Origin of the sequence: Nocardia brevicatena NBRC 12119 (genome assembly GCF_000308495.1) — a bacterium.
GTDB classification, from domain to species: domain Bacteria; phylum Actinomycetota; class Actinomycetes; order Mycobacteriales; family Mycobacteriaceae; genus Nocardia; species Nocardia brevicatena.
This window is the reverse complement of sequence record NZ_BAFU01000070.1, coordinates 216,501-231,162: the sequence shown is the minus strand read 5'-3', so window position 1 is coordinate 231,162 and position 14,662 is coordinate 216,501. Positions and strand designations below refer to the sequence as shown.

The 14,662-nt window shown below is 68.8% G+C and carries 15 protein-coding genes; 8 read left to right on the top strand and 7 right to left on the bottom strand.

Annotation, left to right across the window (positions count from 1 at the left end):
- Window positions 1–7 precede the first annotated feature (7 nt).
- The 3 genes from ON20_RS20090 to ON20_RS20080 are packed head-to-tail and all read left to right on the top strand — an operon-like array spanning window position 8 to window position 2,620.
- Window positions 8–412 (top strand): hypothetical protein, encoded by a 405-nt coding sequence (locus tag ON20_RS20090; protein ID WP_040837586.1) that lies wholly within the window; start codon window positions 8–10, stop codon window positions 410–412.
- Window positions 405–1,685, top strand: a complete 1,281-nt coding sequence (locus tag ON20_RS20085) for a PPE domain-containing protein (protein ID WP_040837584.1) — start codon at window positions 405–407, stop codon at window positions 1,683–1,685. The genes ON20_RS20090 and ON20_RS20085 overlap by 8 nt, the downstream gene beginning before the upstream one ends.
- Window positions 1,682–2,620, top strand: a complete 939-nt coding sequence (locus ON20_RS20080) for an ESX secretion-associated protein EspG (RefSeq protein WP_040837801.1) — start codon at window positions 1,682–1,684, stop codon at window positions 2,618–2,620. The genes ON20_RS20085 and ON20_RS20080 overlap by 4 nt, the downstream gene beginning before the upstream one ends.
- A 39-nt stretch (window positions 2,621–2,659) precedes the next feature.
- Here the strand turns inward: ON20_RS20080 and ON20_RS20075 are convergent, their stop codons facing one another.
- Window positions 2,660–3,424: a hypothetical protein gene (locus tag ON20_RS20075; protein ID WP_040837582.1), complete on the bottom strand. Its 765-nt coding sequence runs from the start codon at window positions 3,422–3,424 to the stop codon at window positions 2,660–2,662.
- Between the two features lie 240 nt (window positions 3,425–3,664).
- Between ON20_RS20075 and ON20_RS20070 the strand changes: the two genes are divergently transcribed.
- Window positions 3,665–4,837 carry an acyl-CoA dehydrogenase family protein gene (locus tag ON20_RS20070; protein WP_040837800.1) on the top strand — a complete coding sequence of 391 codons (1,173 nt, stop codon included), beginning with the start codon at window positions 3,665–3,667 and terminating at the stop codon, window positions 4,835–4,837.
- Between the two features lie 9 nt (window positions 4,838–4,846).
- Entirely contained in the window at window positions 4,847–5,974 is a 1,128-nt protein-coding gene (locus ON20_RS20065; RefSeq protein WP_040837579.1) for an acyl-CoA dehydrogenase family protein, read from the top strand.
- Window positions 5,975–6,066: 92 nt separating this feature from the next.
- On the opposite strand, the gene ON20_RS20060 is transcribed toward ON20_RS20065, so the two are convergent.
- Window positions 6,067–6,843, bottom strand: a complete 777-nt coding sequence (locus ON20_RS20060; protein ID WP_040837577.1) for a hypothetical protein — start codon at window positions 6,841–6,843, stop codon at window positions 6,067–6,069.
- 298 nt (window positions 6,844–7,141) lie between these two features.
- Between ON20_RS20060 and ON20_RS20055 the strand changes: the two genes are divergently transcribed.
- The 3 genes from ON20_RS20055 (at window position 7,142) to ON20_RS20040 (ending at window position 9,743) form a co-directional block, all read left to right on the top strand.
- Window positions 7,142–7,492: a hypothetical protein gene (locus tag ON20_RS20055; protein ID WP_218002576.1), complete on the top strand. Its 351-nt coding sequence runs from the start codon at window positions 7,142–7,144 to the stop codon at window positions 7,490–7,492.
- 551 nt (window positions 7,493–8,043) lie between these two features.
- Complete coding sequence (locus tag ON20_RS20045) at window positions 8,044–9,129, top strand: S-(hydroxymethyl)mycothiol dehydrogenase (RefSeq protein WP_040837574.1); 1,086 nt, start codon at window positions 8,044–8,046, stop codon at window positions 9,127–9,129.
- On the top strand, window positions 9,126–9,743 hold the full coding sequence (locus tag ON20_RS20040; protein WP_040837572.1) for an MBL fold metallo-hydrolase: 618 nt from the start codon (window positions 9,126–9,128) through the stop codon (window positions 9,741–9,743). Before ON20_RS20045 ends, ON20_RS20040 begins: the two co-directional genes overlap by 4 nt.
- A 653-nt stretch (window positions 9,744–10,396) precedes the next feature.
- Here the strand turns inward: ON20_RS20040 and ON20_RS20035 are convergent.
- From ON20_RS20035 to ON20_RS20015, 5 genes are read right to left on the bottom strand one after another with little or no spacing between them, the layout of a single operon-like run.
- Window positions 10,397–10,879, bottom strand: a complete 483-nt coding sequence (locus tag ON20_RS20035) for a nitroreductase family deazaflavin-dependent oxidoreductase (RefSeq protein WP_040837571.1) — start codon at window positions 10,877–10,879, stop codon at window positions 10,397–10,399.
- Between the two features lie 21 nt (window positions 10,880–10,900).
- Window positions 10,901–11,479, bottom strand: coding sequence for a TetR/AcrR family transcriptional regulator (locus ON20_RS20030; RefSeq protein WP_040837570.1), 579 nt, complete (start codon window positions 11,477–11,479; stop codon window positions 10,901–10,903).
- Between the two features lie 18 nt (window positions 11,480–11,497).
- Window positions 11,498–12,964: an FAD-dependent oxidoreductase gene (locus tag ON20_RS20025; RefSeq protein ID WP_040837569.1), complete on the bottom strand. Its 1,467-nt coding sequence runs from the start codon at window positions 12,962–12,964 to the stop codon at window positions 11,498–11,500.
- Window positions 12,964–13,875 (bottom strand): NAD(P)-dependent oxidoreductase, encoded by a 912-nt coding sequence (locus ON20_RS20020; protein WP_040837567.1) that lies wholly within the window; start codon window positions 13,873–13,875, stop codon window positions 12,964–12,966. The genes ON20_RS20025 and ON20_RS20020 overlap by 1 nt, the downstream gene beginning before the upstream one ends.
- On the bottom strand, window positions 13,875–14,624 hold the full coding sequence (locus ON20_RS20015) for an SDR family oxidoreductase (protein WP_040837565.1): 750 nt from the start codon (window positions 14,622–14,624) through the stop codon (window positions 13,875–13,877). The genes ON20_RS20020 and ON20_RS20015 overlap by 1 nt, the downstream gene beginning before the upstream one ends.
- Window positions 14,625–14,662: the final 38 nt, after the last annotated feature.

Sequence of the window (14,662 nt, the reverse complement as noted above, 5' to 3'; positions counted from 1 at the left end):
GGACGGGGTGCAGTCGAACAGTATCGCCGTGCTCGACTCGGCCGTCGAAGACGGACGGTTGTGGATCGATGGGGTGTTGGTCGCCGAGGGCGCCCACGAACGCTGCGCGCAGCGTTACGAGCAGCTGGCCGACCAGGTGGACGCGCAGATCGAAACACTCACCGCCGCCCTGTCTCTCCCGGGCTTCGGCGGTTTCGACTCGGGTGCGGCCCTACGCCGAGGCTTCGAGGACAAGGCGACCGGCGCGATCGACGCGCTGCGCCGGTATTCCGATACCGCACGCCGACTCGCCGGGATCTTCCGGGACGCGGCGGCGGCCTACCACGAGATCGACGGCGATATGGCGGGTCTGCTGGGCCGGACGGGAGAGTCCGTCGACGGTGCCGTGTCGGTGGGAGGTTCCCGTGCGTGAGCTGCCACGCTCCACCCACCGCGGCGCCCATCGGCTCGATCCCGAGTACGCGCCGACGGTGGAGGTCTTCGACAATCTCACCCATCAGGAGATCCACGCCGGTGTGTCGCTGCTGAACCCGGTGGTACTGCAGACCGGCAGCCAGGCATGGCAGGGCGCGGCGATCGGCCTGTCGGATGCGGTCGCCGCGGCGCATACGGAGATTCGCGCCGCCATCGCCGACGGCTGGCGCGGCGGAGCGGCCCGGCAGGCCGCCGCGGCGGTCCGTGATTTCGAGCAGGCCGGTCGGGATCTGGCCGATGTCCTGGCGGCGGTCGGGCAGCGGCTGGGACGGGCCGGCGATGCCGCCGAAACGCTGCGCGCGGGTATCGCCGAACCATCCGGTGCCGAAACAGATCTCGCCGCCGCACTGCTGAGCCCGGCGGCGGCGATCGACAATATCGCCGTGCAGCGCGGAGCGGAGGATGCTCGCCAGGACGCGGTGCGTGTAATGGAGACGGTGTACGCGGGCGCGTTCATTCCAACCGGCTCCGCGGTGCCGGCCTTCCCCGAACTGCCCGATATCGGGACGGAAGCCGCGAGCGCACCGGTCTCGGCTCCGGCGCAGGCCGAGCGGGGTGGGTCTCCGGAAACACCGACGGGACAGACCCCCGCCCGGCCCGGTGCGGCCTCGCTCCCGAGCCCGGTGGCCGGCGTCGGCGATGTCGAGGCACCGGCCGTCGCGGCCGCGGTGGGTGAGTCCCCCGCGGTTCTCGCGGCATCCGTCGCCGGAGTGGCCGGTATCACCGTCCCCGAGCAGGTTCCGACGACCGCCACTGCCGCCGCCGAACCCCTTCCCGCACCCGGTACGCCGAGCGCGCAGCCGGCGCCGACGGCGACCGGCCCGACGGCACACCAGGTTTCCGCCGCGGCCCCGGCGACAGTGATGCCCGGCCTGCCCGCCGCCGTCGCGGCGTCGGCTTCCCCGGATCAGCGCAAACGCGAAGAGCCCCGCGATGGTTCGGGAAGCGAGACGGTCACGGGTATGGGCGCGGGGGCGGTCGGCGGCCTCATGGGAGGCGCGCTCGCCTCCGATACGGTGCGATCGGGAACGGGTGTGGCCGGTACCGCCACGCCTCCGACGCGTACCCAACGCGTCGAGGACGACGAGCAGCTGCACTTCCCCGACGAGGAATTGTTCTTCCTGGAGCCGGGCGAGGAGGCCGGGGAACTCATCGGCGCCATGGACCCGACCACGCCGCCCGTCCTGGGCGAGTGGGCCGAGCCCGAGTGAGTTGGATACTCACCCCGGACCAGTTCGCGCTGGTCTGGGCACGTACCGACGGTGACCGCATACCCTATCCGCTCGCGGTTCGCCTGTCCGCTCGCGACAGCGTCGAACGTGCCGCGCAGCTGGCCGAGCTGAACGCGTGGTGCGATCGCACGCTCGATGCCGACCTGGAGGCGGCGCTGCGGATACTCGGCCGCCCCGACCTGAGTATCGAGGTATTCGGGCAAGGGGGTGGTGCGGGCGGGCCGAGCGATATGGTCTCTTCCCGCGGCGCGTCCGGGTACGGCGGGACGCGACTCTCCGGTGACGAGAGCGGAGCAGTACGGACCGAGGTCGCCGGTCGGCTCGGCGGGGCTCGTGGGCAGTCCGGCCCGGTGATCGGGTCGGGGCGTTCCGGCGCGGTAGTGGAGCACAACCGTCCTCTTCCGTCGGAGGAGCCGATACGGGTGCTCGGCGCCGTGGCCGGGAATATCGCGGTGGTCGTCGTCCAAGAGCCGGGGGCGGCTCCCGACCGCGGGGCGCGGCTGCGGATCTCCGTCGGCGGTGTCGGCTCGCTCGCCGCCCGCGTCGTCCGGGCGCTGCCGCCGGTGGCCGCGGGTGGCGGTCCGAGGCTCGGCGCACCACTCGACCGGGTGGTCGAGGACGGCCGCGACCTGGTGACGGTTCCGGTGGAGGGCCCCACCATGTCCACTCGTATCCGCAGGCTGCTGGTCCGGCGCCGCGACGGTCTGGGCCAAATCGTGGTTTCGGTGCACCGGGACGGGCGTCCCCGGCCTTTCGGGGTGCTGTGTTGGATCGACGTGACCGGTGACGGGCGCTATACGGTGCGCACCGGCAAACATGTCGATATCGAGGCGGTCACCGCCGACGGGTTCACCGCCGCTCTGCGCACCGTGATCACCGCGGGCCGACGCACCGCGGCCTACGCCGATCGCTGACCGGCGCGCCCGGCCCGGCGTTCCGGGCCTGCGCCGGTGTTACTCGGGTGCGGTCTCCGCCGGTGTCGGTCCGGGTGCCGGTGCCGGGTCCGGTCCGGGTGTAGGGCTCGGTGCGGATGTCGGAGTCCCGGGCGTGGGTGCGGGCGTCGGAGTCGCGGCGGGGACGGGTGGCACACCGAACACGCCGACGGTCGGCGTCACCATGCAGAGCGCGCCCGGATAGTCGACCGGACCCCATATCGATGCCAGGACCGTGCCGTATCCGGTCGGCACCGTCTTGGACAGCGACGGCAGCCCGGATGCGTTTCGGTCGTCGAGGGTGGTGAGACCGGCGGCGCCGTTGTTGATATTGATCCAGGCGATCGTGAGGCCGGTGTTCTGTGGGATACCCGCATGCGACGGGGTGGCGTGGAAGGTCAGCGTGCCCGGTGCGCTGTTGCGACCGAAGGTGGTACTGGGGCCGTTGGCGGTGGCCGAGGCGAAGGTGGTGGTGATCAGGCCGTTGCTGCCGCAGCCGAAGGTTACCGCGGGGTAGGAGAACGGGGTGAACAGGCTGTTGACGTTGCGCAGTTCGGCGATATCGAGGAGTTGGGTGTACTTGCGCAGCGCGTCGACGCCGTCCCGGGCCTTCGGGTTGTCGGCGGTTCGGTCGGCGAGGGTGAGGAGCGCCGTCTTCGCCGGGGCGGACGCGGTGGTGTCCGGCCGGGTGGGTTCGGCCGCCGCCGGTGCCGTGGGTCCGAGGCCCGCGCCGATGCCCAGGGCGGCCGCGGTCGCGGCGATACGCACGATGGTTCTGTTGTGCACTGCCTACTCCCTCATCCGAACCGTCGCGGTGACGCTCGATCGCACATCCGGTCCGACGCAATCGTGAGCGTCTCCGCCCACGCTGCAAGGTACCAGTGGTCGCTGCCCGGCGCCGGTCACCGCCCGGTTTGGGCGGTCGGGGGCGATATGTGACCTACTCGACTGTGATCCACTCGACAGCGCATGATTACCGAAGGGTAGGTTTAAGGCGGGATATTCGAGACACGCAGGGAGATGCGTATGAAACTAGCCCTTTCCCCCGACGACGTCGCGTTCCGGGACGAACTGCGACGGTTCTACCGCACCGAGATTCCCGCCGAGATTCGTGAGCGCGTCAAATACGGCCTGGAGCTGTCGCGCGAGGACATCGTCACATCGCACAAGATTCTCAACGACCATGGTCTGGCCGTACCCAACTGGCCGGTGGAGTGGGGCGGCAAGGACTGGACTCCGATGCAGCGCCATATCTGGCAGGACGAGATGCAGCTGGCCTGCGTGCCCGAGCCGCTGACATTCAACGCCCAGATGGTCGGCCCGGTGATCGCCCACTTCGGCTCGGAGGAACTCAAGAAGCGGTTCCTTCCGCCGACCGCCGCCCTGGACATCTGGTGGTGCCAGGGCTTCTCCGAGCCCGACGCCGGCTCCGACCTGGCCTCCCTGCGCACCACCGCGGTCCGCGACGGCGATTCCTATATCGTCAACGGCCAGAAGATCTGGACCACTCTGGCCCAGAACGCCGACTGGATCTTCTGCCTGGTCCGCACCGACCCGAACGCTCCGAAGAAGCAGGCGGGTATCTCCTTCCTGCTGTTCGATGTGAAATCGCCCGGTGTCACCATCCGCCCGATCAAGCTCATCGACGGCGGCTACGAGGTGAACGAGGTCTTCTTCGAGAATGTCCGAGTGCCCGCCGATCAGCTGGTCGGCGAGGAGAACAGGGGCTGGACCTATGCCAAGTTCCTGCTCGGCAACGAGCGCACCGGAATTACCGGCGTCGGACGCACCAAGGTGAAGCTGGGCGTGGCCAAGGAGTACGCCGCGGCCACCACATCGGGTTCGGGCACCCTGCTCGAGGATCCGCTGTTCGCCGCCCGGGTGGCCGAGCTGGAGAACGAACTGCTCGCCCTGGAGCTCACCCAGTTGCGGGTCGTGTCGAATTCCGCCGACGGGAAACCGAACCCCGCCTCGTCGGTACTGAAGCTGCGAGGCTCGGAACTCCAGCAGGCCGCAACCGAACTGCTGCTGGATATCGCCGGTCCGGATGCCCTTCCGGTCGGTGCCGGGGATATCGCCTCGCCCGAATGGGCGCAGCGCAGCGGCCCCGCCTACCTCAACTACCGCAAGACAACCATTTACGGAGGTTCGAGCGAGGTGCAGCGCACCATCATCGCCTCCACGATCCTCGGATTGTGAGACCAGGACATGGATTTCGATCTCACCGATGAACAGGCCCTACTCCGCGACACCGTGCGTGACGTGCTTGCGCGTAACTACGACGCCGAATCCCGACTGAAGGTCACCGAGACCGAGCTCGGCTGGAGCCGCGATGTCTGGGGCCAACTGGCCGAGTTGGGTGTGCTCGGGCTGAGTTTCGCCGAAGAAGACGGCGGAATGGGTGCCGGACCGGTGGAGACCATGCTGGTACTCGAGGAGATCGGTCGCCGGCTCGCGCCGGAACCCCTGCTCGACGCCGTGCTGGTACCCGGCGGTCTCATCGCCCGGGTGGGCACCGCGCAGCAGCGGCAGCGGATCCTGCCCGAGGTGGCCTCCGGTGCCCGGCTGCTCGCCTTCGCACACGCCGAACCCGGCTCCCGCTGGCCCGACCACGAGATCGCCGCCACTGCCGTCGCCAAGGACGACGGGTACGTGCTCACCGGCACCAAGAACCCGGTGCCGCACGGCGACTGCGCCGATGAACTGGTGGTCAGCGCGTCCCTGCCCGAGGGCGGGATCGGGCTGTTCCTGGTGGCCGCCGCCGGTTCCGGTGTGACCCGCAAGCCGTACACCACCGTCGACGGGCAGCGTGGCGCGCAATTCGAGTTCGACTCGGCCCCGGCCGAAGTGCTCGGCTCGGCCTCCGATGCCTCCGCCGCGGTGAACTCGGTCTTCGCCCACGCCCAGGCCGGGCTGTGCGCGGAGTCCATCGGTGCGATGACGGAGGCGCTCCGGCTGACCACCGACTACCTGAAGACCCGGAAACAGTTCGGGGTCACCCTGTCGAAGTTCCAGACGCTCACCCAGCGCGCCGCGAATATGTACGTTTCGCTGGAACTGGCCCGCAGTATGAGCTACTACCTCACCGCATCGCTGGTCGACGGCGACGAGGACCAGGTGAAGGTGTCCCGGGCACGTCTGCAGATCAGCCGCTCGGCCCGCCACGTCGGGCAGGAGGCGATCCAGATGCACGGCGGTATCGGTGTCACCTCCGAGTACCCTGTGGGCCACTATGCGGCCCGGTTGACCGCGATCGAGCGGAGCCTCGGCGGCAGCCTGGAGCATCTGCGGATTCTCGCCGGGAACGTCGGGGAGTACGGCCTACCCGAACTGTAGGGGTTCGGGCACCGGAGCCATCGATACGGGGGCCGGCATCCGGCGGTACGCACCGGCGGGTGCCGGCCTTTCCGTTTCCGGGTGGGGTGCGTTCAACCCTGTGCGGATGCGGTGCCGTCGGTCGACGGCGCGGTCCCGGGCTCCGGTTCGACGGGTTCGGGGGCCACGGTTGTTGTGGGCGCGCCGATTTCCGGGAGCGGCTGTGCGGTTTCCGGCGATTGTTCGGTACCCGCCGGTTCGTACGCGGCGGGTACCGACGTCTCGGCGGCCACGGAGGATTCGGCGGACACGGACGGTTCGGAGGTAATCGCCGGTTCGGCGACCACGGCCGGTTCGACCGCCGGTGTCGGAGCCGGCGCGGCCGATGGTGCCGGGGCGGCGGTGATCTCCGGGACCGGTAGTCCGCTACTGGCCGGTTCGATCGGTGGGACGAGGGTTTCCGTCCCCGGTTCGGCGGTGCCGGGACCGCCCGGTTCCGTGGTGTCCTCTTGGCCTTCGGGGGTCGACTCGGTCGGCGCCGACGTGGGTGTGGCTTCGTCCGGGCTCTCGGAGCCGCCGGGGTTCTCGCCTTCTTGGGCGGTGGCCGTCGTGGTCGAGGTGAGGTACTGCGTCGGGAGCGTGCGCCGGGGCGCGGTGATCTCGGGAGCGACCTGCCAGGTGGGGGATGGTGGGATGATCACCTGGGCCGTCGTTGCGGTGGTGTCGCTCGGTTGCGGAGTCGGTGCCGCCTGCAGGCCCGACCGGATCGGCGGCGGGGCGACATAGGTGTCCTCCTGGCCGATTCCGCATGCCCCGATGAGCACCAGGCCGAGGGAAACGGCGCCCGCGGCGGCCAGTGGACCGGCTACCTTCGTTCTGCTGTTCTCCATCGGTAACGCTCCTGTGATATCTCAGTGGGCCTACCTTAATCGAGGCAGCGTGCGCCGACCAGTCCCGTATTGGGTCGAAAAGGGCGGTACCAGGGCGGATTTGGAATGAAACATCTTTAATTCAGATATCGAATTGATCTCGCCGGCGTGTCTGGGGTACGTGTCAGGTCACAATCACCCAACGGTGGCCGTAGCGTATGTGGCCGAAGTTACGCATGGGACGCCGGGACAACCGGATGGGCGTATATCGAGCGGTTCGCGTGCGGATCGGGTTACGAACGGCGTCATCGAGGAGTGGATGATGGGAGACCAAACGACCACCCGGTTACCCGGCACGGTCGAGGGATTCGAGATGTCCGGCGCGGAGCCGGGTGTCGTCGAGGCCGAGGTCGTGAGCTCCGAGGCGGACGTCGAGATCGCCGAGGCGCGGGGTGGGGGTGTCGGATCGGGCTCGCGTAGCGCGGGCAGGGTCGTATTCCGGGCATTCGGTTGGCTGTTCTTCGTCGGCGGTCTGGTCGGCGCGGTCCTCGGTATCGCGGGCCTGCATGTGGAGATCACCGTGGCCGGGCTCATTCTGGCCTGCACCGCCGGTCTGGTCCTGCTCAAACTGCGCGCGGACGGGCCGCCGGGTCCCGCCGCGGCGGGCTGAGCCGGATTCGCCTTCCGCGTGGTGTTCTCCCGGTGCGGCCGATGCTGTCCGGGTGGCGGCCGCGTGTCGCCACGCGCCGAGGTCCAGGCATCGCGTCCATTGAGTTGGACACCAATCTGATGGGGTTTCCGGTCGTGGTGGTCGCCGCCGGTGTCGGTTCGCCGGCGGCGACCGCTGCCTTGACCGCGGTCGACGGGGGTTTGCCGGTTATCCGGTGTGGGCCCGTCGAAGGCGCGGGAGGGGTGGCGTAGGCGAAGGAAGAGCTCGGTCGAATCGGTTTCCACGAGCGCGGGGCCACCGACGTTCGGCGAGCCCGGGGCCGTCGCCATGACATACCCACCGTGGGCCCGGGAGTTGTCCATATGTTTGCCGATCCGCTCTCGGTGCCGCGGGACGGGCCCGGCATATGCGATCGGCATCGGCGACGGGAAGACGCGGTCGGTGTAACAGGTTTCGAGCGCAGGTGTCCGTATTCGGGTCCGGGAGGATAACGTTATGCGCATCGGCGCATCATCGTCGGCCGCGTCGATACCCGCCCGAGAGGAGATGCCGTGCCGCAGAACGTCCGAGGGGTCATCGCCCGCAGCTCCGGTGCACCGGTGGAGATGGTGACCATCGTCGTCCCCGACCCCGGTCCGCGCGACGTGGTCGTCCGGGTACAGGCGTGCGGTGTGTGCCATACCGACCTGACCTACCGCGAGGGCGGTATCAACGACGAATTCCCCTTCCTGCTCGGCCACGAGGCCGCGGGCGTGGTGGAGTCGGTGGGCGAGGCGGTCACCCATGTGGACGTCGGCGATTTCGTGGTGCTGAACTGGCGCGCGGTCTGCGGACAGTGTCGAGCCTGCAAGCGGGGCCGCCCCTGGTACTGCTTCGACACCTTCAATGCCGGTCGCTCCATGACGCTGGAGGACGGCACCGAACTCACTCCTGCCCTCGGCATCGGGGCGTTCGCGGACAAGACCCTCGTCCACGAGGGCCAGTGCACCAAGGTCGACCCCGACACCGATCCCGCCGTCGCCGGTCTGCTCGGCTGCGGTGTGATGGCCGGACTGGGCGCGGCGATGAACACCGGCAACGTCGGCCGCGGTGATTCGGTGGCGGTGATCGGCTGCGGCGGTGTCGGGGACGCGGCCCTCGCCGGCGCGCGGCTGGCCGGCGCGACCACCATCATCGCGGTGGATCGGGACGCCAAGAAGCTGGAGTGGGCCCAGGACCTGGGCGCCACCCACACCATCGACGCCTCCGGGACCGATCCCGTCGCCGCGATCCAGGAGTTGACGGGTGGTTGCGGCGCGAACGTGGTGATCGACGCGGTCGGTCGCCCCGAGACCTGGAAGCAGGCGTTCTACGCCCGTGACCTGGCGGGAATGGTGGTATTGGTTGGGGTACCGACCCCGGATATGACCCTGGAGATGCCGCTGATCGACTTCTTCAGCCGCGGCGGCTCGCTGAAATCGTCCTGGTACGGCGACTGCCTGCCGGAGCGTGACTTCCCGATGCTGATCGAACTGTACCGACAGGGCCGGTTGCCGCTGGATAAGTTCGTGACCGAGCGGATCGGGCTCGACGAGGTGGAGCAGGCGTTCCACACCATGCACGAGGGCGCGGTGCTGCGATCGGTGGTGGTGCTGTGAGCGCGCGAGTCGAGCGGGTCGTTACCGAGGGGCAGTTCTGCCTGGACGGCGGCTGCTGGGATGTCGAGAACAACATCTGGCTGATCGGCGACGACGCGGAGGTGCTGATCGTCGACGCCGCACACGCCGCGCAACCGGTGCTCGACATCGTGGCGGGACGGCGGGTGGTGGCGATCGTGTGCACCCACGCCCACAACGACCACGTCACCGTCGCGCCCACGCTGTCCGCGGCCACGGGCGGCCCCATCCATCTGCACCCCGACGACGATGTGCTGTGGCGGCAGACCCATCCGGGCGTCGACTACCGCCCCCTCGAGGACGGCCAGGTGTTCACCGTCGGCGGCTCCGAACTGCGGGTACTGCACACCCCAGGGCACTCTCCGGGCTCGTGCTGCCTGTACCTGCCGAATACCGGTGAGGTGTTCAGCGGTGACACGCTGTTCGAGGGCGGGCCCGGCGCCACCGGGCGCTCCCACTCGGACTATCCGACCATCCTCGCCTCCATCAACGAGCGCCTGTTCGCGCTGCCCGATGAAACCGTGGTGCACACCGGTCACGGACCCGACACCACGATCGGCGCCGAGCGGGCCAACGTACCCGCCTCCGCCGAATAGCGCCGCGGCCGGGGCCGCGTTACTGCATCGGCGCGCCGCCGGCCCGACTGGAAGGCCGGCTCGCGCTGTCGACGCTGTACCGGCGCTTCCCCGAGCCGAACCTGGCGATCGACCCGGACGATATTGCCTATACCCCGTCCTTTTTCACCATCGGCCCATGTCGATCCCGGTGAACCTCGGAACGCCCGCCTGATTCCACGTTCGGACCGAGTGCCCTCGGTGGAACCGCGCGGTGCGGCCACCGAGGGCGTGGTTATCGCCCGGACCCGGCGTCGATGGTCACGGCCGATGGAGGTGGGCTGTGCCGCTCACGAGGCGAGACGATACGGAGATTCTGCGGAACCCGCGTAGATTCTTCCAGTCCTGAATTCTCTTCTACCGCAGTCGGGCCCGCCCACCAGAGTTTTTCACTCTCGGCGTCCTTGATCATAGGGTTTTCCCTAATTGCCCGTAGTCCCCGACAGGTGATTCAGGACCATGGCGGTCAGAGGTCCCGGTCCATAGGACAAAACATCCCCGATCACAAATCCACCGGCGCAGCGCGCGACAAATATCGCGGGACGGCCGGCGTCGCAGTACAACGAAATACAGCCGGTGTGCCGAAGCCGTGGGGGCGATCGTTGATCGAGTCGCCCGGCCCGAAGCCGGAGAGATCAGGTGGTTCGGGGCTCCAGAACGAAGACGGGGATACGGCGTTCGGTCCAGGACCGGTAGGTGTCGAAATCCGCGTACAGCTCGACCAGCTTCGGCCACAGCCGTTCCCGTTCGGCCTCGTCTGCCAGGCGCGCACGGACCGGTAGGTGTTCCTTGCCGATCTGCACGGTGGTATTCGGGCCGGCCAACAGGTTGTGATACCACTGCGGGTTCTTCGGCAGACCGCCCTGCGAGGCCACGACCACGATATTCGCGCCGTCGCGCAGGTACAGCAGCGGCGCGACGAACCGCTTCCCGGATGTGCGGCCGACGTGTTCCAGCAGCAGGGTGGGAACCGGTTTGCGGAAACCCGCGCCGACCCGCCATTTTCCGCCGATCCGCCCCCCGGTGCGCCGATAGGCCCAAGCGTTGATCTTGGACATGTATTTGATGGCGGTGGACACCATCGGCGAATCGAGTTGTTTGGGACGGCTGTTCGGCATGGGGGTCTTCCTGTGGGAGTGTCAGCGCAGGATCATCAGCGCGGATTTCTCGAGGAGATCGGCGATATCGGCGTAGGAGGCATAGCCCATACCGGCCCGCACCAGCGCGCCCGCGTAGAGCAGTTCCAGTGAGACCACCACGTCGGGGTCGGTGTCGGGGCCGAGTGCGCGCACGATACGGGTGCGGATCTCGTTGCCGATGCGGGCGCGCAGATGCGCGACGTCGGGGTCGCGGCCGAGCATGGCGCTGGTGACGGCGCCGGACACCGCCTGTTCGTCGGCCACCAGCATGGCAATGGCGCGCAGTTCGGCCACCACTCGGACGACCGGGTCCGGATCGTCGCTGACCGGTGACGGGGCGGCCATCAGCCGCCGCCAGAAGATCTCGGCGACCAGGTGTTCCTTCGACGAGAAGTAGGTGTAGGCGGTGGCGGTGCCCACGCCTGCCGCGGCGGCGACCATCCGGATGGTCATCCCCGCGAATCCCTCGCGCGCCAGCACCTCCACCGCCGCCTTCGTCAACTTGTCGACCGTATCGGCCTGTTTCGCGGACAGGCGGCGACGGGTCGCTTCCACGACGACGGGTTCACCCTCGGACATGTGTCTGAATGTACCGGTTCAGCTTTTCGCGGCCGCAATCCCGGCTCGGCGGCCGTAGAAGCTGCCGTCGCCCAGGGAGGTGCCGCTGGCGTAGCCGCCCGCGCAGACACCGGACGTGCAGCGTCCCGCCGCGAACAGGCCGGGAATGGGTTCCCCGTTCACGTGCAGGACCCGGGAATCCAGGTCGGTGCGCAGCCCGCCCAGGGTGAAGCCCGCCGTGAAGCCGCGCATATCGAAGGCTGCGAACGGGCCCTCGAGGGGTTTGACCCATTCGGATTTCTTCCCCAGCAGCGGGTCTCTGCCGTCGGCGGCGTGACGGTTGTACAGCTCGATGGTCGTCTGCAGTGCGAGCTCGGGCAGGCTCATATCGGATTCGAGTTCGGCGATGGTCTCGGCCGCCCAGGTGGGTGGCTGCCGGAAGAACGGGGTGGACGTCTCGGTGGTGAGCGCCTCCTCGTAGGCGGCCTCGCCGATGATCAGATACGCCTGGTTCTCCTGGTGGAAGAGGGTCATCTGGCCGATGCGGCCCGGGTAGGTGTCCTCGGGGACGTAGCGTTGGCCGCGGCCGTTCACCAGGATGCCGCGCGCCATCATCTGCGGGTCACCGAAGAACGCCACCTCGGTGGCGTCCATATGGGCGAGGTCGGCGCCGAGGGCCTGGGCGATCCGGATGGCTATCCCGTCGTGTTCGGAGATGGCGGCGCCGGGCCGGCCGATGAGCCGCGGGGCGTAGCCCTCGATCATCTGGTCGTGGTAGGCGAAACTGCCGGTGGCCAGGACGACACCGCGCTGTGCGCGAATGGTGAGTTCTTTTCCGTACTGTTTGGCGATCACGCCGACCACCCGCTCGCCGTCGACGATCAACCGCTGGATACGGGTGTCGTACTCGGCCGCGACGCCGAGGCCCTCGGCAGTCTCGGCGAGCGGTTTCATCAGCATGTAGCCGCCGCCCTTGGACCCGGTCCGCTTGTTCTGCATCTGCGGCACATGTCCGCGCGGGGCCGGGGTGGCGATGGTGTTGAAGGGTGCGGCGTTCTCCCCGCCGGAGTACATCAGGCCCTCGTCGTGTGGCGGTTCCCAGCCGGGTTCGCCCCAGAACTCCGCCTTGAACGGCACCCCGTTGGCGACCAGCCAGTCGTAGTGTTCGACGCTGCCGCGGCAGTAGTCGGCGACCTTCTCCCGGTCCACGCCCGGCCCGAGCGCGGCGACCATGAACTTTTCCATGTTGTCCGGGCTGTCCTCGAAGCCGAGCGCCTTCTGCAGCGGGGTTCCGCCGCCCAGGTAGATGAACCCACCGGCGAGCGCCGCGGCGCCGCCCCAGCCGCTGGTGCGTTCCAGGATCAGCACGTTCGCCCCGGCCCGCGCGGCCTCGATGGCGGCGCAGACCCCGGCGATACCGTAGCCGGCGACCACCACATCGGCGGTGCGGTCCCAGTCGGTGACCTCGGCGGCGGACAGCGGTCGAAGGGTAGTGGCTGCAGCCATTATTCGGTTTCCTCACTCTTGTTCCCGGCGCCGAGTTCCCCGACGCCGACACCGAGTCCCGTGCCGAGCCGGTCCAGGGCGATCCGGGCCAACGGCAGGTCGACGCCGAGCCGGTCGCCGAGGGCCAGCGCCAGGCTCAGGTCCTTTTCGCCGAGTTCCCGCACGTGGGTGAGGATCGGCAGCCAGAAGTCGCCGTCCTCGATCGGCGCGGTGGTGTCCCGCAGCATAATCGAGCCCGCCCCGCCGGTGACGGCGTCGGAATGCCGCACCACCTTGCCGAGCGCTGTGATGTCCAGCCCGGCCGCCTCGGCCAGCCGCTGGGCTTCGGTGGCCGCGGTGAACGAGACGAAATGCAGCAGGTTGCGGGCCAGTTTCATCCGGGTGCCGGAGCCGACCGGACCGGCGTGCACGATGCGGTCGGAGAAACAGGCGAACGGTTCGCGCAGAGCGGCGACGGCGGTGTCGCTGCCGCCGATCATCACCACCAGCCGTCCACTGTCGGCTCCGGCGGCCCCACCGGAGACCGGCGCGTCCACGAATTCCACCGCGTGTTCGGCGCACAGGCGCGACAGTTCCTCGGCGGTGCCGTCGCCGATGGTGGAGTGCACGGCGATCACGGTGCCGGGGGCCGCGGTGCTCAGGACCCCGTCCGCGCCGGTCAGAACCGTGCGGACCTGCGCGTCGTCGACCACCGCGATCGAGACGATCCCGCATGTGGCGGCGAGTTCGGCGGGGGTGGCGGCGGTTTCGGCGCCTGCGTCGGTGAACGGTTCCACCGCCTCGGCCCGGGTATCGCAGACCGTGAGCCCGCCGGACCGGTTCAGCAGCTTCTTCGCCATCGGCGCGCCCATGGCCCCGAGCCCGATGAACCCGACCCGCACCGCGGCGGTGGTGTCGGTGCCGTCGCCCATTATCGGATCACCTGGCCGCCGTCGACACAGAAGATCTGGCCGGTGACCCAGCTCGCGTCGTCGGAGAGCAGGTAGAGCAGGGCGCCGGCCATATCCTCCGGGGTGCCCATACGCGCGAGTGGCAGTCGCTTCACCATGTCCTTGACCATGTTCTCCGGGGTGGTGGACCTGGTGGCCTCGGTATCGGTGGGGCCCGGCGCGATGGCGTTCACCCGGATATCGGAGCCGCCGAGTTCGGTCGCCAACTGCTGGGTGAGTCCATTGATGCCGACCTTGGCCAGACCGTAGAACCCGGAGTACACCCAGGCCGCGGTGGAGGACTGGTTGACGATGGAGCCGCCGCCGCCTGCTGCCATGTTCTCCCAGACCGCGCGGGTCATCACCAGCGCGCCGTCCAGGTTCACCGACATGAACTTCTTGTAGTAGTCCCACGGGACGGTGAGCAGCAGGTCGAGTTTCATCCCGCCGTAGATCGCGGCGTTGTTGACCAGGTGGTCGATCTTGCCGTACCGCTCGATGGTGAAATCGGCCAGTTCCTTGGCCGAGTCGGGGTCGGAGACGTCCACCGGGTGGAATGACGCGGTACCGCCGTCGGCGACGATCTTCTCCGCGACGGCCCGACCGCCCTCGGCGTTCAGGTCGGCCACGACGACGGACGCGCCTTCGGCGGCCAGCGCCTGCGCGTAGACCTCGCCGATACCGCGCGCGGCGCCGGTGACAATGGCCGACCTGCCGGTGAAACGGGCCATGATCGAACTCCTCGTTCTCGATGAAAGCCGGTAGTGGA